General features: G+C 64.3%; 10 protein-coding genes. 2 read left to right on the top strand and 8 right to left on the bottom strand.

The features are described 5' to 3' along the window. The first annotated feature begins 125 nt into the window (after positions 1-125). Positions 126-1,256: an RHE_PE00001 family protein gene (locus tag K6M89_RS19590; RefSeq protein ID WP_222140616.1), complete on the top strand. Its 1,131-nt coding sequence runs from the start codon at positions 126-128 to the stop codon at positions 1,254-1,256. A 121-nt stretch (positions 1,257-1,377) separates the two neighbouring features. On the opposite strand, the gene K6M89_RS19595 is transcribed toward K6M89_RS19590, so the two are convergent. Genes K6M89_RS19595 through K6M89_RS19605 form a run of 3 tightly spaced genes read right to left on the bottom strand, consistent with a single transcriptional unit; the run spans position 1,378 to position 3,402 of the window. Continuing rightward, a complete protein-coding gene (locus K6M89_RS19595; protein ID WP_222140617.1) occupies positions 1,378-2,088 on the bottom strand; it encodes a Bax inhibitor-1/YccA family protein in 711 nt (236 codons plus the stop codon). A 20-nt stretch (positions 2,089-2,108) separates the two neighbouring features. After that, a complete protein-coding gene (locus tag K6M89_RS19600; protein ID WP_097663910.1) occupies positions 2,109-2,876 on the bottom strand; it encodes an anti-sigma factor family protein in 768 nt (255 codons plus the stop codon). Then, positions 2,863-3,402 (bottom strand): sigma-70 family RNA polymerase sigma factor, encoded by a 540-nt coding sequence (locus K6M89_RS19605; protein WP_097606695.1) that lies wholly within the window; start codon positions 3,400-3,402, stop codon positions 2,863-2,865. Before K6M89_RS19605 ends, K6M89_RS19600 begins: the two co-directional genes overlap by 14 nt. Before the next feature lie 177 nt (positions 3,403-3,579). On the opposite strand from K6M89_RS19605, the gene K6M89_RS19610 reads away from it, so the two are divergent. After that, positions 3,580-3,888: a hypothetical protein gene (locus K6M89_RS19610; RefSeq protein WP_222140618.1), complete on the top strand. Its 309-nt coding sequence runs from the start codon at positions 3,580-3,582 to the stop codon at positions 3,886-3,888. Between the two features lie 5 nt (positions 3,889-3,893). Here K6M89_RS19610 and cueR read toward each other — a convergent pair whose 3' ends face one another. The 5 genes from cueR to K6M89_RS19635 all read right to left on the bottom strand — a co-directional run bounded on the left by cueR (position 3,894) and on the right by K6M89_RS19635 (position 17,173). Beyond that, positions 3,894-4,283, bottom strand: a complete 390-nt coding sequence (gene cueR / locus K6M89_RS19615; RefSeq protein WP_222140619.1) for a Cu(I)-responsive transcriptional regulator — start codon at positions 4,281-4,283, stop codon at positions 3,894-3,896. A gap of 9 nt (positions 4,284-4,292) precedes the next feature. Continuing rightward, positions 4,293-6,815: a heavy metal translocating P-type ATPase gene (locus tag K6M89_RS19620; protein WP_222140620.1), complete on the bottom strand. Its 2,523-nt coding sequence runs from the start codon at positions 6,813-6,815 to the stop codon at positions 4,293-4,295. 141 nt (positions 6,816-6,956) lie between these two features. After that, a complete protein-coding gene (gene treY, locus K6M89_RS19625) occupies positions 6,957-9,563 on the bottom strand; it encodes a malto-oligosyltrehalose synthase (protein ID WP_222140621.1) in 2,607 nt (868 codons plus the stop codon). A 60-nt stretch (positions 9,564-9,623) separates the two neighbouring features. Next, positions 9,624-11,705, bottom strand: coding sequence for a penicillin-binding protein 1C (gene pbpC, locus K6M89_RS19630; RefSeq protein WP_222140622.1), 2,082 nt, complete (start codon positions 11,703-11,705; stop codon positions 9,624-9,626). Beyond that, on the bottom strand, positions 11,702-17,173 hold the full coding sequence (locus K6M89_RS19635) for an alpha-2-macroglobulin family protein (RefSeq protein ID WP_222140623.1): 5,472 nt from the start codon (positions 17,171-17,173) through the stop codon (positions 11,702-11,704). Before K6M89_RS19635 ends, pbpC begins: the two co-directional genes overlap by 4 nt. Positions 17,174-17,270 lie beyond the last annotated feature (97 nt).

The following is a 17,270-nucleotide window of genomic DNA, read 5'->3' on the forward strand; positions in this document are numbered from 1 at the left end:
TGTCGATGAGACCCTAACCGCCTTCTCCCCTACCACTTTTATTGAAATACACCGTTAACTATGTCATAGTGACGGAAGAAAACATGTCTTTTGCTTCCATTTGTGAAAAACCGTAAAGCTTAACAATGCGCTACGATATAGACGGTGCGATGCTGCAAACCCTGCTTCCACCTCTTGCTGCCGCAGAGGACGGACTGGCGCGGCTGGACGAGCGGGTGTTGCGCTCGCCGGTCGGCGAGGGATTTGCCGAACGCAGTCATTTCTTCGATGCCGCCGGTGCGCTCTGGGTCGCCGGCGAACTCGTGCATGTCGAGGATCTGGTTTTGCACGACGCGCATATGGATAGCCGCGCCCCCAGCCACGAGCTGACGATCGCCCATTCGGTACTGCGGACGCGTCGGCGCATCTGGACCGGGGGACCTTCCTGGGCTCTTAGCGGGTCGGGCCTTGCAACGCTGACCGCGACCATGGGGGAAGGGGAGGGCACGGTCCAGGAAAGCAAAAGCCCGGCGGTCGTGGTCGAGACCGACGACGAGGAGGGGGATGAAGACGGGCCGCTCGCTGCCGAGATGGCGGAGATCGATGCGCTTCTTGCCCGCTCGCAGAAGCTCATCGACGTCCATACCGGCAAAGTGCCGGCTGCCGAGACGACTGTCAGCCCGGCCAAGCGCACCGACGACCCGCTCGGGCTGCTCGGCGACGAGGAATGGGACGAGGAGCAGCGGCTTGCGGAGTGGCGAAGCGTCTTGCCATTGGCCGACAGCCTGCCGCCGGTTCTCGGCGCCGTCATTCTGTTCGAAGCCTGGGACAGGATTGAGCCGCTACGGCGCCAGCATTGGCTCGGTGGTCTTCTCGTCGCAAGTTATCTGCGCGCCCGCGGCAAGGTCGCCTCGCATCTCTTCTCCTTCTATGGCGGGCTGAAGCTGGTGCGCCATGAGCGGCGTCGAGCCCGCGACCGGGCCACACGGCTGCAAGCCTTTCTGGAGGCGATGCATCTGGGTGCCGCGGCCGGTTTCAAGGAAGTCGACCGGTTGTCACTGGCACGCACGCAGATGGAGCTGCGCTTCCGCGGCCGACGCTCGAACAGCAGCCTGCCGGACCTTGCCGATTTCATCCTGTCGCGGCCGATGGTCTCGGCGGCGATGATTGCCCGCCATCTCAGGATTACGCCGCGCGGCGCGCTGAACCTCGTCAATGAGATCGGCATTCGCGAAATCACCGGCCGCGGTCGCTATCGTGCCTGGGGTATCATCTGAAATGAAAGCGGCCGGGCGTGAACCCGGCCGCTTCGTTTTGAGACGAGCACCCGATCTGCCATCCTGTCACAGATTGCAGACCGGGCGCTCTTGCGCTTCCATTGCCCCCGGAAGCGCGGTCCTATTCCCGCTCGCCCGTGAAGTTGAGCAGAAGCGTGAAGATGTTGACGAAGTTCAGGTAGAGCGAGAGCGCACCGAAAACGGCGAGCTTATGGTTCGATTCCTGATCGTAGTTTTCCGAATACTGTTCCTTGATGTTCTGCGTATCGTAGGCGGTGAGGCCGACGAAGACGACGATGCCGATCACCGAGATCGCGAACTGCAGCGCGCTCGAACCCAGGAAGATGTTGACGATGCTGGCGATGATGACGCCGAAGAGGCCCATCATCAGGAACGAGCCCATGCGCGACAGGTCTCGCTTCGTCACATAGCCGTAAAGGCTGGTGGCGCCGAACATCGTGGCGGTGATGAAGAAGGTCCGCGCGATGCTCATCCCGGTGAAGACCAGGAAGACGGAGGCGAGCGACAGGCCCATCACGGCGCAGAAGGCCCAGAAGGTGATCTGCGCAGTGCTCGCCGACATCGTCTGGATTCGGAACGAGAAGAAGAAGACGAAGGCGAGCGGCGCCAGCATCACCACCCACTTCAGCGGCGAGCCGAAGATAGGCACGTAAAGCGCCGGCGTCGAACCGACGACGAAGGCGACGAGGCCGGTGATGACGAGGCCGAGAGCCATATAGTTGTAGACGCGCAGCATGTGCTGGCGCAGACCCTCGTCGAAGATGGCCTGGGAGCCGGCAACGGCGCCATAGCGGGGATTGATCGGGTTCATGCTGATCTCCTCGGTTAGAACTAATAGAGCGAGCGGGCGAGCCGTTCGGCCGCCTGATCGAGATTGAGACCGCTATCATCGGCGATCAGCGCGTAAGCGACCTCGCCGATCTGCCAATAGGCGGCTTCTGCTTTTTCCAGCGTGAGATGGCTGACCGGCTTGACCTCGAAAGCGCCCGGACGGACGGCGAAAAGCGACAGCCGCTTTCCATCCGACTGCTCGATCGCCATCTCGACGCTCGGGCCGAATTCGGATGGGAATATCTGCACGTCGGCGATCTTCCAATCCCTAGGCAGTTCGGGCATCACGATCGCGGTGGCCGCGCGGATTTCGTCGGCGCTGTAAGTGGTCGGTGGCTGCGAAGGCATGGTTTCGCGCAGGACCGCGGTCTGATAGGCGCGGACGGCATCCTCGACATAGGCGGGCGCTGGAACGGAGGCCGCCACCTCGGTCGCCGAGAATGCACCGAAGGAATTGTGCGCCACCCAGCCGGCGGTCACCAGAATACCGACGGCGGCGATGCGCTGCATGGAGTGGAAGATGCGGCCATAGGAAAGGCCACGCTCCAGCCGGCGGGCGGCATCGCGGGTCTCGGCACGGCCGAAGGCGCTTTCGCCGGCAAGCGCCAGGCGCAGCTCACCTTTCACGCTGAGATCGGCCATCACCTTGGCGGCAATCGCCGGGTTCTCGGAAAGATAGGACTCCACCTGGATGCGGCGGGCGACATCGAGCTCGCCGTCCACATAGGCGTCGAGATCGGCGTCGACGATCGGGTCAACTGCTTTCATGGCCGTTCCCTCCGATTAATCTCAGATGCGAAATGCGCGGTGTCTTCTCCTCGAATTCGCGCAGCTGCGTGCGGGCGCGGGAGATGCGCGACATCAGCGTGCCGATCGGAATGCCGAGCGCATTGGCGGCTTCCTGATAGGAAAGGTCTTCGATCGCCACGAGATGCAGCGCCTCGCGCTGTTCCTCCGGCAGGTCGAAGAAGGCGTCGCGCACCTGCTGCAGGCGCACGGCATGTTCCTGGCCGGCCGGCAAGGACTGCTCGGCTTCGACAGCCGCTTCGTCGTGGCGCCGTGTCAGCGACCGCTTCTGGCGAAGGCGATCGATATGGGCATTGTGCAGAATCGAAAGCAGCCAGGTGCGCAGGTTGCCGCCGCTGCGGAAGCTCTTTCGCTTCTCGAAGGCGCGCACCAGCGCATCATGCACCAGATCCTCTGCCTCGTCCGAATTGCGCACCAGCGCGCGCGCGTAGCGCCTCAGCGCTGCGAGCTGGCCGATGACGTCGAACGGGCGGTCTTTGCGTTCCATGATTGAGTATACGCAAGCGCGCCGGATTTTATTCCCGGCGGGACAAAAAAAGTCATCCGGACGGAACATCGTTGCTGAATATTCGGCCAGGATACGATGAGCGCCCTAAATCGGCGATTGTTTATGACAATTACATGACAGATCATCACGCCGCTGATTTGGAGGGGAAGATACACAATGAAGGAAAAGAAGCGGGTCTACGAAGCTCTCGTGGACGGCGCCATGGAAGGGCTGACGGGTGAGGCGCTCTATGATTTCGTCAAGATGCGTTGTCCGAAGGCCACCAGCAAGAAGATCGTCCGGGCCTCGCTTCTCGCCCTGACCGATCCGCATCTCAAGGACCGCAATATTCTCGACGTGATCTACGCGCTGGCGATCAAGCATCGCCTCGACGACGGCGTACTCTATGACGGCGACGAGGATGATGCTGCAGAGCCGGCGCCGTTCTCTCACGCGGTCATCCAGGACACATCTCGACCTTCCTGAAATGCTCAGCGGCCATCTGAAAGCTCTTCGAGAATCGGACAGTCCGGCCGGTCATTGCCGTGGCAGGCATGCACGAGGTGCTCCAGCGTGCGGCGAAGTTCCGTCAGCTCACGGATCTTGCGGTCGATCTCACCGAGTTTGCTCTCGGCTATATCCTTGACGTCGGCGCTCGCCCGAGCCTTGTCTTCATAGAGCGCCAGCAATTGCCGGCATTCGTCGACCGAAAAGCCGAGACCGCGCGAGCGCTGCAGGAAACGCAGCTTGTGAACGTCGCTCGCAGCGTAGTCGCGATAGCCGTTTCCGCCCCTTTCGGGGCGGATCAGGCCGATATCCTCGTAATAGCGGATCGTCTTCGCAGGCAGACCGGACCGCTCGGATGCTTCGCCGATATTCATTGCCATCTCCTATAATTTTGCCAAGCGCAGCCTCAACGCGTTGGCAATCACCGACACGGACGACAGGCTCATTGCCGCCGCTGCGATCATCGGCGACAGCAGCAGGCCGAAGACCGGATAGAGCACGCCGGCGGCGACCGGAACGCCGAGGGCATTATAGCCGAAGGCGAAGCCGAGATTCTGGCGGATATTGCGCATCGTCGCCTCCGCCAGCCGCCGCGCCCTGACGATGCCGTTGAGGTCGCCCTTCACCAATGTAATGCCGGCACTTTCCATCGCAACATCGGCGCCGGTGCCCATGGCGATACCGACATCAGCCGAAGCAAGTGCCGGCGCATCGTTGACGCCATCGCCGGCCATGGCGATGACGGCGCCCTTGGCGCGCAATTCCTCGATCAGCGCCTTCTTGCCTTCCGGCAGCACGTCGGCGCGGACCTCATCGATGCCGAGGCTTTTTGCGACCGCCTGCGCCGTGCGCTCGTTGTCGCCGGTCGCCATGATGATCTTCAGCCCGCTGTCGTGCAGCGCCTTGATGGCGGCTGAAGTCGTCGGCTTGATCCGGTCGGCGACGGCGACGAGGCCGGCAAGCTTGCCGTCGAGCGTGACGAACATCACCGTCTTGCCATCGCCGCGCAGGGCTTCGGCCTTTTCCGACAGCGCCGCGGGATCGACGCCGAGATCGGCGAGCATCGCCGCATTGCCGAGCGCCACCGTCATGCCGCCGGCAAGGCCCATGACACCCTTGCCCGTCTTTGCCTCGAAGCCGGTGACCTCGACGAAGGTGGCATCGCGCTCTTCGGCGCCGGAAACGATCGCTTCGGCCAGCGGATGTTCAGAGCCGCGCTCCAGGCTTGCCGCCAGCGTCAGCAGCCGGTTCTCCTCGATGCCGCCGAAGGCGACGATGTCGGTGAGAACTGGTTTGCCTTCGGTCAGCGTGCCTGTTTTGTCGACGATCAGCGTGTCGACCTTGGAAAAGCGTTCCAGCGCTTCGGCATCCTTGATCAGAACGCCTTCCTGAGCGCCGCGCCCGGTTGCGATCATGATCGACATCGGCGTCGCAAGACCGAGCGCGCAGGGGCAGGCGATGATCAGAACGGCGACGGCGGCCAGCAGCGCATTGGCTAGGCTCGGTTCCGGCCCGATCGCGGCCCAGACGATGAAGGCAAGGATGGCCACGACGACGACGGCCGGCACGAAGACGGCCGACACCCGATCGACCGCGCCCTGGATTGGCGCCCGCGAGCGTTGCGCCGCGGCGACCATGTCGATGATGCGCGACAGCACCATGTCGGCGCCGACCTTCTCGGCCGCCATGACGAGCGATCCATTCTTGTTGATCGTGCCGCCGGTCAGAGCATCGCCCTTCGCCTTCTCCAGGGGCAAGGGCTCGCCCGTAATCATCGATTCGTCGACGGTCGACTGGCCCTCGAGGACGGAACCATCCACCGGAATGCGTTCGCCGGGACGCACACGCAGCCGGTCGCCGGCCTGGATGTCGTCCACCGGCACGTCGCTTTCGCTGCCGTCGGCATCAATGCGCCGCGCCGTCTTCGGCGCGAGATCAAGTAGGGCGCGGATCGCCGAGCCGGTGCGTTCACGCGCTTTCAATTCGAGCACCTGGCCGACGAAGACGAGCGCTACGATGACGGCGGCCGCCTCGAAATAGACCGGCACGGCGGCGCCATGGCCGCGAAAGCTCATCGGGAAGATCCCGGGCGCAAGCGTGGCGACGAGGCTGTAGAGATAGGCGGTGCCGACGCCGAGACCGATCAGCGTCCACATGTTCGGGCTGCGGTTGACGAGAGACGCCCAAGCGCGGCGGAAGAAGGGCAAGGCCGCCCACAGCACCACCGGCGTTGCCAGCAACAGCTCGATGTAGGTCGCCTGCGGTTCGCCGATCGCTTCGCGGAGCGGCAGGCCGAGCATCGGCCCCATGCCGAGCGCCAGCAGCGGCAGGGCAAGGATGGAGCTGACCCAGAGCCGTCTGGTGAAATCGACAAGTTCCGGGTTCGGGCCTTCGTCATCAGGAGGAATACCCGCCGGTTCCAGCGCCATGCCGCATTTCGGGCAGTCGCCGGGACGGTCGCTGACGACCTCCGGATGCATCGGGCAGGTATAGAGCGTACCCTTCGGCGCCGGCTTTGCAGCCGGGCGGTTGCCGTCGCGATAGGCCGTGGGGTCGGCTTCGAATTTCGCCTGGCAAGCGGCCGAGCAGAAGTAGAATTTCTCGCCCTCGACCTTCAGAAAATGTTTTGCCATCGAACGATCGACGGCCATGCCGCAGACCGGGTCCTTCGCTGTCAGGTAATACTGGGGTGCGGCCGCAAATTTCGTCCGGCAGCTCTCGGAGCAGAAATGATGAATGCGGCCAGCATGGGTAAGCGATGGCTTGCCGGCCTCCGGATCGACGGTCATGCCGCAGACGGGATCACGAATGATGGCGTCGGCGACCTTCGCCCGATCATGGCTGCAATGGCTATGATCGTCATCGCCATGGGCGTGGCCGTGATGGTGGTCGTGTTTTATGTTCATGCTTGTCTCCTATGCCCGCAGGGCAGTTGGAGAGACTTATCGACCTTCCAGCAACTGGAAGGTCAAGCGCTAATTTCGGCGAGATCGATTTTTCGACGGCCGCCGCCGCTCGCTTCCGGAGCGGGCGGCGTGGCGCCACCTTCAGGTCGGGCTGATCAGCCCGAGGGGCTGGCTTCCGAGCAAGGCGGCAACCGAAATGCTGCCGCCGGGCTCGATGGTTTTTCCGGTCAGCAGATCCGCCTTCAACCCGTGAAGAGGGGAGGGCACCGCGATCGCCGTGTCCTCCCAGAACTCCGGACCGGCAAAAAGCACGCCGGGATCGAGCCAGCCGAACATCATCCTGGGCACGGCGACGATTGCGAAATCGCCTTCATGCACCCGGGCAAAGGCGAGCAGATGATCCCGGCGGCTGCCCGTCGCCTTCAACGGCAGATAATCACCTTTCGAAAAGAGAGCCGGGTGCCGCTGGCGCAGCTGCAGGCCAATGCTGACGATACGCTGCTTCAACGCTGCCGCCTGAAGCTTGGCGATCGGTCCGGCTTCAGCAAGCCAGGCAGCCAGTTGTTCGTGGTCGACAGGTCGGCGATTGTCGGGATCGACGAGACTGAAATCGAAGCCTTCCGCGCCCTGGTAAATGTCGGGAATGCCCGGCGCCGTCAGCTTGAGCAGTGTCTGCGACAGGCTGTTGACGTAGCCGGCCGCGATGAAGGGCTGCAGCACCCTTTCGAAATCTTCGAGAAAGGCGTCATTGTCCGGCGACATCAGCGCCTCGGCATAACTCGTGACCGCCTCCTCATAAGCGTCATTCTGTTCGGTCCAGGCGGTGCGCAATTTCGCCTCGCGCACCGCCTTGACCGCGTAGTCGGTAAAGCGGGCGCGAAGCTCTTCCATCTTTCCTCTGTCGAAATCCTCCGGCCAGACGCCGGCAAGCGCCTGATAGAGCATCCATTCGGTATTCGGCGCCGGCGCCGCACCATCCGGGAGATCCTTCAGCCACGGCCGGTTCATGTCACGCCAACGCGCCACCGCCTGGGCAAAAACATCCGCCCCCTCGCTCAAGGCGTAAAGCCGCGCGCGCGCATCCTCGCCGCGCTTCGTGTCGTGGGTGGCCGTAGCCGAAAGCCCATGCGGCTGTAGCCGCGCCCGCTCGGCCATGCGGCGATGGAAGCCGTCCGGGCCCTCCGGCGGCTTTCCCGGTTCGCTGCCGACCTCGTTGGCGGCAAGCAGCCTGTTATAGCGATAGAACAGCGTATCCTCCGTCGCCTTCGCCATGACCGGCCCGCTCAACTGCTGGAAGCGAATCCGGAATTCGTGAGCCGCATCGCCTTCGATCCTGCCTTCGAGAAGCTTCAGCACATGATCGAGCGCGCGCCGGTCGTCGAGCTCAGCCATGACGTGCGATGCGGTCGCGGCAAGGACGGCCGAATCCTGCCAGGAAAGCGAACCGCCGTCGCCATAGGTGCGGTAGACGGGGAAGGCGACCAGCAGCGCGCCGAGCGCGCTGGCGATCTCCGCTCTGTCAAGTTCGGGAAAGATGCCTGCCGCGATCGTTACCAGCCTGCCGGACTCACCGGCGAAATTGCGCTCCACCATCTGTCGCCTGGCAAGCCGCCGGCCTTCTTCGGGATCAGCCATCTCGCCGGCGAGGCCGCGATAGGCATCATCCAATATGCGCAGTCCGCCGGCGTCGATGAAGAGCTCGCTCAGCGCGGCGATGAATTCATATCCGGTGGTACCGGCGACCGGCCAGCTCTCCGGCAGCACCTCGCCTGCCCCGAGGATCTTTTCCACGACGATATAGATATCGGCTCCGACCGCTGCCCTCAGCCTGTCGAGATAGGCCTTGGGTTCGGCGAGCCCGTCGACATGGTCGATGCGCAGCCCCTGCACCTTGCCTTGGCGCACCAGCTCGAGCACCAGCCGATGCAGATCTTCGAACACCGGGGGATCTTCGACGCGGGTGCCGACCAGCCCGGTCACCTCGAAAAAGCGGCGGTAGCTCAGATGCCGCGCCGCCTCCTTCCAATGGGTCAGGCGCCAATGCTGTTCCCCATGCAGGCTTTTGAGAAAATCATGATCGGACGAGACGTCCTCGAGTTTTTGCCGGAGGATCGCCCGATCGCCGCCTTCGAAGAGGATATCGCGCAGCGCGCGGGCAAAATCCTCGCCCGATGTCACTGCCGCCTCCGCCATTCGCATGGCGACCGGATCGTCGAGGCGGTTGGCGAGCGCACCGTAGCTGCTGGGGTTCAGTGGCAACAAGGTCTGGAAGTAAGCCAAGGCAAAGTTGCCGTGCGTCTCGTCGAGCACGAGACGCAATTCGCCCGCAGCCAGCGCCTCTTCGAAGTCTCGGCCGAGCTGCGGCAGGGTCAGCGGCTCGCTCCATTCGATGTCGAAGTGGCCGGCATAAGCGCTTTGCCGACCGAACGTCAGCAGGTCGCGCCACCAGCCGTTTTCCGGCGAGGCGGCCATATGGTTCGGGACGATGTCGAGGATGAGGCCCATGCCAGCTGCGGCGAGGCGTTCCGTCAGCCGCTCGAAGCCTGCCCGGCCGCCGAGCGCGGGGTCGATGTCATTGGCATCGGTGACGTCATAACCATGGGTCGAACCGCTGACGGCGGTGAAGATGGGTGAGGCGTAGAGGTGGCTGATACCGAGCGTCTTGAGATAGGGAACAAGAGCGCCGGCGCGATCGAAGGTCATGCCGTTGCGGAACTGTATCCGGTAGGTCGCTGTCGGAAGTGTCATGAGCCCGTCTGACGTTGGAGGGAGATTTCTTCCAACGGTTGCCTCCGGGCTTTGGTTCCTTCAGTCGATGAAAACGCCCACACTTGCGGCTCGTCCGGCCGAGTCGATGACGGTAAGCTTCGAATAGCCGCCGCCGTCCGGCTGCCATTGCTGGGTGCGCCGGCGCGAAAGGTCAGGCAGCGGCTTGCCGTTTGCAAGCCAGCGGAAGGGCGCACGGCCGCCCTGCAGCTTCAGCATCAACGGCGACAGATCGCCGCCTTTTGCACCGAGATCGATATGGGCGCCTTCGGGCGGATAGACAATCTGTGGTGCGGGTTCGCGCCCGGAGCAGACGAGCAGGCCGCTGGCATTCAGCGCAAAACGCCGCTGGCTGATCGGAAGCTCCGATAGGGCGATGCGCACGGCTCCGGCCGGGGGTCGCGGCAAGGGCGTCGTCGCGATGCCTGACCTGGCAAAAGCCTCGAACAGGATGGGTGCTGCGGTGCCATAGCCGGTCAGGCCGGGCACGGCGCTGTTGTCGGGTCGCCCGACCCAGACGCCGAGCACATAACGTCCGTCATAGCCGACCGTCCAGGCGTCGCGATAGCCGTAGCTGGTGCCGGTCTTGTAGGCGATGCCGCGCTGCGGCGCGCCGGCGGGGGGAATGACGCCGGAAAGAATATCGGCGACGTTCCAGACTGCGACCGGCTCCAGCAGCGGTTCGCCGTCGAGCTTCTCAGGTGTGCCGGTTATGCCGTCGCCGAGCCGTGCCGGCCGGCCGCGATCGGCGAGCGCCGTATAGAGCTGCACCAGATCCTTGAGCGTGATGCCGACGCCGCCAAGACCGATCGCAAGACCGGGCGTCTCGTTCGGCGGCAGAACCGGGCGCACCTCGGCACGGCGAAAACGCACCATCAGCCGTGACGGCCCGACGGCGTCGAGCAGCTTGACGGCCGGCACATTCAAGGAGAGCTGCAAGGCCTCGCGCACGGTGACGTCGCCCTGGTAGCTCATGTCGAAATTGCGCGGCCGGTAACCGAAGAAATCGGCCGGCCGATCTTCGATGATCGTCTCCTGAGAGACGAGGCCCTGCTCGAAGGCAAGTCCGTAGATGAAGGGCTTCAGCGTCGAGCCGGGCGAGCGGTTGACGCGTGTCATATCGATCCAGCCGGAGCGGCTGGCGTCGAAATAATCGGCCGAGCCAACCTCGCCGACGATCGCGCCAGTCTGGGCATCGGCCATCACCATGGCGAGCGAAAGCTTCGGCCCGAGCTTCATGGCCGCGGCCCGGGCGACCGCTTCCAGCCCTTGCTGCACCGGCTTCTTCAGGGTCGTCTGATGCTTGAGCACCGCCGGCTGCTTGCGCAGCGCGGCTTCGGCGACATGGGCGGCCAATGCCGGCAGCTGCATGCGCCGCATGGGGATCGCGACAGCTTCGGCCCGCCCCGCCTCGCCGTCGCCGACGACCTCGGCCACGGCGGCGCGCTCGAGCACGCGCTTGCGCGCCTCTTGCGCCGCCTGAAGATTGCGGTCCGGCCGGCGCCGTTCCGGCAATTGCGGCAGGGCCACGAGCAGGGCGGCTTCGGCGACCGTCAGGCGGCGCGGTTCTTTGCCGAAATAGGCGAGGCTTGCAGCGCGCACGCCTTCCAGATTGCCGCCATAGGGCGCATGCGTGAGATAGAGATCGAGGATCTCGTCCTTCGACAGCCGCCGTTCGATCTGCACGGCGCGGGCGAGCTGCAGCAGTTTTGCCGCAAACGAGCGTTCCGCGCGCGGCTCGATCAGCCGCGCCACCTGCATCGACAGCGTCGAGGCGCCGGAGACGATGCGGCCATTGCGGACGAATTGCAGGCTGGCTCGCCCGAGGGCCCAGACGTCGACGCCGCCGTGATCGTAGAAACGCTGATCCTCATAGGCGACAAGCATGCGCAGGAATTGCGGATCGACATCGGCGACTCCAGTCTTCAGCCGCCAGCGGCCTTCGGCCGTCGCGAAGGCGCGCAGCAACTGCCCGTCGGCATCCAGCACCTCCGCGGAAAGCATATCCGCCTTGTCGAGCGGCGGCGGAAAGGCCTTGTCGGCGGCGTCGAGCGCAAGGAGGGCCCCGCCGGCAAGAACGACGCCGGCGGCGGATCCGATCGCAAACTTGCGCCACAGCCTCATTGTTGCGCCGCCACGACCTCCATCTTGCCGGTCGCCGTGCGGGCCGAAAGCTCGGGCCGATACATGTCCTCGACGCTTGCGGCCGGATGGTCGTAGGTGCCGGGGGTGACGGCGCGCACGACATAGGCGACGTTGAATTCGCGATTGTCACCGGCCGCACGGTTGAAGGCGGCGATGAAGCGGTCGTAGCGGAACTCGGTATGGGCGGCGGAGATTTCGCCGATCCAGTCGAAATTCGTCATCTGGGCGCTGTCGACGAGGTTCGGATTGTCGATCTCGAAACCGGCCGGCAGGAGGTCGGTGATGACGATGCGCGACGGCCAGTCGTTGGTCTCGCGCACGTGGATGACGACGACATAGCGTTCGTTCTGCTTGGCCTCGCTGACATTCGCCTGCTCGCCGTCGAGCGTGTAATAGCTGCGCTCGATGAGGAAGCCGTCGCCGCCGGCCGGCAGCGGCACGGTCGGAGCGGCAACGGTCGTAACGATGGCCGAGACCGCGTCTTTCGTCTGGTTGGTCAAGGTCAGCGGATGGTCGGCGAGCGCCTCGCCGGCCATCCGGGCCATATACGCGCCGGTGTGCGCCGCGCCGTTGACGTCGATCTTCAGGCCGTCATCGCCGCCCTGGATGGCGCGCGCGGCAAGCAGCATCCAGGTTTCTTCCTGGGTGCTGTTGTATTTGCTGCGACCCCATTCCTTGGCAACGGCTTTGGCAAGATCTGGGATGACAGGCGGCACCGGCCGGCTTTCGGCGGCAAGCGCCAGGATCGCCGCGCCGTCGCGCAGGATCGTGCCGTAATCGGTACGCGACAGGTTCACACGCGACACCATCGACTGCTGCGACATCTGCAGTGCGTCGACGAAGATGTTCTTCGAGCGCTGGGCGTCGCCGTAGAGCGCCAATGCGGCGGCGATATGCGCCTTGGCGAGCGGCGTCGGGAAGTCGTTGATCATCGTATCGGCGTAATAGCGCAGATCGCTGATCGCGGCCTTCTTGTTGCGGGCGAGCACATAGATGGCATAAGCGATCTGGTCGCCTTGGCCCTTGATGTCGGTGGTGTAGGAGAGGGTATTCTGCAGGTTTTCGAGCGCCTGCACGAAGGCCCTTTCCGGCACGTCATATTTCATTTCGCGGGCTCGCGTCAGGAAATCGGTGACGTAGGAATCGAGCCAGACGTCGCCCGAATCCGGCCCCCAGAGGCCGAAGCTGCCGGCCGAGGCCTGATAGGAGAGGACGCGGTAGATCGCGTCCTGCACGCGCTTCTGCACGTCGGCGTCGTTTTCGATGCCGGCCTGCTTCGCCACTTCGGCGAAGTAGAGCAGCGGCAGCGCCCGGCTGGTGGTCTGCTCGGCGCAGCCGAAGGGATAACGGTCGAGCGTCATCAAGAGCGCCGGAATGTCGAAGGCGGCCGAACGGGTAACGTTGACGCTGATTGCGGCCCCGGGCAGCACGCTGTCTGCAAGCAAGTTCTTGTCGACGGTGAGTTTTGCCCCCGGCTTCAGCGCCAGCACCCTGCGCTGAGTGATCGGCAGGGATACCGGGCGCACCGGCACGTCGACGATCTGGTCGAGCGACAGGCCGGAGGCGTCGGAGAGGTTGATCGAGACGCTGCCGGCGCCCGGCTGCCTGCCGATCAGCGAAAGCGACAGCTCCGTCTTCGCGCCGGCCTCGAGGCGGATCGTCTGCGCGGCCGAGGCTTGCTCGATGCCGACCGCCTCATTGCCGGTCAGCTGCAGTTTGAAGTCGCCGGCCGGCGCATCGGTATTGGCGATATCGAGGCGCAGATTGGCCTTGTCGCCGGGGGCGAGGAATTTCGGCAGGCTCGCGGTCACGACGACCGGATCGCGGATGATGACATCCTTGACGCCGTGGCCGACACCGGTCTTCGACCATGCCACAGCCATGACGCGCGCCGTGCCGTTGAATTGCGGAATGTCGAAGGAGACGTTGGCCTTGCCTTCGGCGTCGAGCTTCACCGGACCGGAGAAGAAGGCGACGAGCTTCCGCGTCGGCGGGCTTGCCTGCAGCGCAATGGCGCCGCCGTCACCGCCGGTCCTGAGCTTGCCGGTGGCACCCAGCGAACCGTCGATCAGGCGGCCATAGAGGTCGCGGATTTCGAGGCCGAGCTGGCGCTGGCCGAAATACCAGTCCTCCGGATTCGGCGGTTCGTAGCGCGTCAGGTTGAGAATGCCGACATCGACGGCGGCAACCGTGACATAGGCATCCTCATTGGCGCCCGCACCGGCCACCTGCAGGCCGATGTTCAACGGACCGCGCGGCAGCATCTTTTCCGGTGTGTCGAGTTTGACCTGCAGGGCGCGCTGTTCGGGATCGACCTTCAGCCATTGGATGCCGATCGAGCGCATCGGCATGTGGCTGTCCTGGGCGTCGCCGGGACGGAAGAGGGTCGCGGTCACATAGGCGCCGGCGCCCCAGTCGGCGGTGACGGGGATGTCGATCTCGCCGCCGGTCTCGCCGATCGTCGCATTCTGCACGGCGACCAGCTTTTCGGTTCCTGATGTCACCATCAGCTCGCCGCCGTAGCGCGAGATGACTTTCAGCTTGGCCGTCTCGCCGATCTTGTAGCTGTCCTTGTCGAGGGCGATTTCCAGGCCGTCCGGCGTTTCGGTCGAGGTCGAGCTCACGAACCAGCCGGCATCGAATTCGACGCTGGAGGTCGGGCCGTCGGCATCCGGACTTTCCACCTCGAGGCGATAGCGGCCCCATGTCACCGGCACGGAGATCTTGCCGCCGTCCATCGTCGCGTCGACGCTGCCGTTGGAAATCTGCTCGGCGGTATAGACCGGCTCATATTTCCACGTGGTTCCCTCGCGATACCATTGGTATTGCCGGTTGAGGCTGTAGAATTTCCAGCGCAGCCCCTTGCTCTCCTGCTTCTTGCCGTCGGCGCTGACGCCGATCACCGTGAAGTTGGCGATCGAATTCTCGGGCAGCTCGTCGGAAAATTCCGGCTTGATGCCGATCGAAGCGCGCTCGTTCTTCACCGGGATGACAAGCGAGCGTTCGATGGCGCGCCCACCCGCTTCCTGCATCCTGATATAGACGGTGGCGTTGAGCAGCTGCGTCGTTGCCGGCAGATCGCCGACGGTGAGGTCGGTCGAGGCTTGCCCGTTCTCGTCGAGTTCCGGCAGGCCGTCGATCGGCAGGCGGGAATCTTCGCTCGCTTCCTCGTCGGCAAGCCCGAACTGGAAGCCCTTATAGGCGGCGCTCTCACGCGTCGGCTTGACGACGACGTCGCCTTCGAGCGTCAGGCCGACGGCCGGGGCGCCGTAGAGATACTTGCCCGAAATGGTGATATTCGCCGGCGTATCCGGGCCGATTTCCTTGGCCTCGGTCTTGATCTCCATGTCGGTGCGATCGGGCACGAAATCATCGACGAGGAAACTTTTGCTGGCGATCGCGCTGCCCTTGGGATCGGTATAGATGTTCATCGTCCAGGTGCCGCGCATGGCGTTTTCCTGGGTGGCGAAATCGACGGAATAACCGCCGAGATTGCTGGTCTGGCTGACGATTCGCCGGTCTTCGACGCCGTCCGGGCGGCTGAAGATGAAGGTGAGCGGCAGGTTCTCGATGGCGTTGCCGTCGGTGTCGCGGGCAAGCGCCTGGGCATGCACCGTCTCGCCGGCGCGGTAGATGCCGCGTTCGGTGAAGGTCAGCACATCGATCGCGCCGGGTGCGGCGCGGCCGGTGACGCCGCGGTCGGAGAGATCGAAGCCGGCCCGGGTCATATCGAGGAAGACATAGTCCGACGTGCCGTTCTTGGCGGCGATGACGGCGGGCGTCAGCGCCGCCGTGCCGCGGATCAGGCCGGCGGTGAAGGTGGCGCGGCCGTTTTCGTCGGTCGTCGCGGTGCCGAGCACCTCATTGTTCTTCGCGAGCAGCTGCAGCTCGACGCCTGACATCGGCTTGGCCGAGGCGAGCGAGCGGGCGAAGACGTTGAGCCCGTCGGTGCCGGCATAGGTGGTGATGCCGATATCGGAGACGAGGAACCATTGTGTCGCCTGCGAATCCCACTCCTGCGCCGGGCCGTTCGGCGCCGTCGCGGTCATCACGTAGATGCCGGGCTTGCGCTCGGGCAGCGCCTCGTCGACCGGGAAGCTGGTGACGATGTCCTTGTTGAGATCATTGGCGATGTCGATCGAGCCCTGCCAGACCAGTTCGCCGTTCTGGTCCTGGATGTTCTGGGCGCTGTAGCCGTCGAGCTGGCTCAGGAATTGCGAGTTTGCCAACAGCGGTGCGATGGCGCGATCGCCGATGCGGTAGAGCTTGAGGTTGGCCGAGGTCAGGTTGACCGAGACGATCGGGATGCCGCGGCGCGCCGTCGAGGGCAGCACGAAGCTGTCGCCGGTAAACCGCACCATCTGGCTGCGGTCCTTGATGTAGACGTCGATGCTGACGGGTGCTTCGAGCGTCTCGTCGACCGACGACGGCAGGCCGGTGCGGAAGGCGATCTTGTAGGTCTCGCCGTGCGTCAGTCCCTCGACGCAGATCTGCTTGTCCTTGGTTTCCAGCGCCTTGGGCGCGGCGCCGTTGAGCGTCACGAAGGGCGTGTAGTCGGTGGTCTTGACGAGCGACTCGGAGAAGGTGGCGCAGGCCCGCGGTGTGGCGCTGTCGGCGTCGACCGTGTGTTCGGTGATGCGGAAGCCCTGCGTCGCCTTCAGCTGCAGGTAGGCGGCCTGCACATCGTCGGAGGCAACCAGCGCCAGGCTCGCCTTGTAGGCGTGGAGGGCCGGGCGGTAATTGGCGTTTCGGTCCAGGGCGTCGGCGAGCACGGCGAGCGCCTCGGCGCGCTTGGCCTTGGTGCGGGTCAGCTCGTAGCCGTTCAGCGCGTCGAGCACGGCCTGGCCGCTCGTGCCGGTCTGGGCGCTGCCGAGCGAAGTGGCGGCGCGGGCGGTTTCGAGCCAGAGATCGGCATCACCGGGGGTGATCGACAGCGCGCCGTGGAACGCGATCAGCGCGTCGGTCAGATTGTTGGCGGTCATGTCGAGACGGGCGCTGGCCGTCAGGCTGTCGACGCTCTGGCCCTGCTGGGCGTCGGTCAGGGCAAGATTGTCCCTGAAGTCGTGGGCCTGCTGGATAAGGTCGTTGGTCAGGAAGGTCAGGCGCGGCGCCGCGCCGATATCCGGCTCCTTCTGGGCGGCCGTCTCGACGATCTTGCCGGCGATGGCGCCGGGGAAGGCGTTCATCGTCTTGAAATCGGATTTCAGGAAACACCATTTCACCTTGGGATTGTAGGTGAAGGCCTTGCAGCTCTTGTCGCCGATGCAGGAGGTCTTGCACTGATCGAGCGAGACGTTCTGCTCCGTGCGAAGGTCGAAGCCGAAGAAATCGGCGTCCTTGATCGTCTGAATGTCACGCTTCGTCTCCGCGGCGGCGGCTGGAAAGCTGACGGTGATCACGGACAAAAATGCGATGCTGGCGAAAGCAAAGAACGAGCGCACGGACATAGGTTCCCCCCAAGGATACAGGCGATGCTGGCTCTAACCGGCGGCACTCTCCTCACTCCTCACGCGATTGTCAACTCAACTTGAGCGCTGTTTCAAC

The sequence above is a fragment of the Rhizobium croatiense genome (assembly GCF_019793465.1).
GTDB classification, from domain to species: Bacteria; Pseudomonadota; Alphaproteobacteria; order Rhizobiales; family Rhizobiaceae; genus Rhizobium; species Rhizobium croatiense.

Coding starts and splice junctions, on each gene's coding strand:
- K6M89_RS19590 (WP_222140616.1), top strand. CDS start 126: ATGCGCTACGATATAGACGGTGCGATGCTGCAAACCCTGCTTCCACCT.
- K6M89_RS19595 (WP_222140617.1), bottom strand. CDS start 2,088: ATGAACCCGATCAATCCCCGCTATGGCGCCGTTGCCGGCTCCCAGGCC.
- K6M89_RS19600 (WP_097663910.1), bottom strand. CDS start 2,876: ATGAAAGCAGTTGACCCGATCGTCGACGCCGATCTCGACGCCTATGTG.
- K6M89_RS19605 (WP_097606695.1), bottom strand. CDS start 3,402: ATGGAACGCAAAGACCGCCCGTTCGACGTCATCGGCCAGCTCGCAGCG.
- K6M89_RS19610 (WP_222140618.1), top strand. CDS start 3,580: ATGAAGGAAAAGAAGCGGGTCTACGAAGCTCTCGTGGACGGCGCCATG.
- cueR (WP_222140619.1), bottom strand. CDS start 4,283: ATGAATATCGGCGAAGCATCCGAGCGGTCCGGTCTGCCTGCGAAGACG.
- K6M89_RS19620 (WP_222140620.1), bottom strand. CDS start 6,815: ATGAACATAAAACACGACCACCATCACGGCCACGCCCATGGCGATGAC.
- treY (WP_222140621.1), bottom strand. CDS start 9,563: ATGACACTTCCGACAGCGACCTACCGGATACAGTTCCGCAACGGCATG.
- pbpC (WP_222140622.1), bottom strand. CDS start 11,705: ATGAGGCTGTGGCGCAAGTTTGCGATCGGATCCGCCGCCGGCGTCGTT.
- K6M89_RS19635 (WP_222140623.1), bottom strand. CDS start 17,173: ATGTCCGTGCGCTCGTTCTTTGCTTTCGCCAGCATCGCATTTTTGTCC.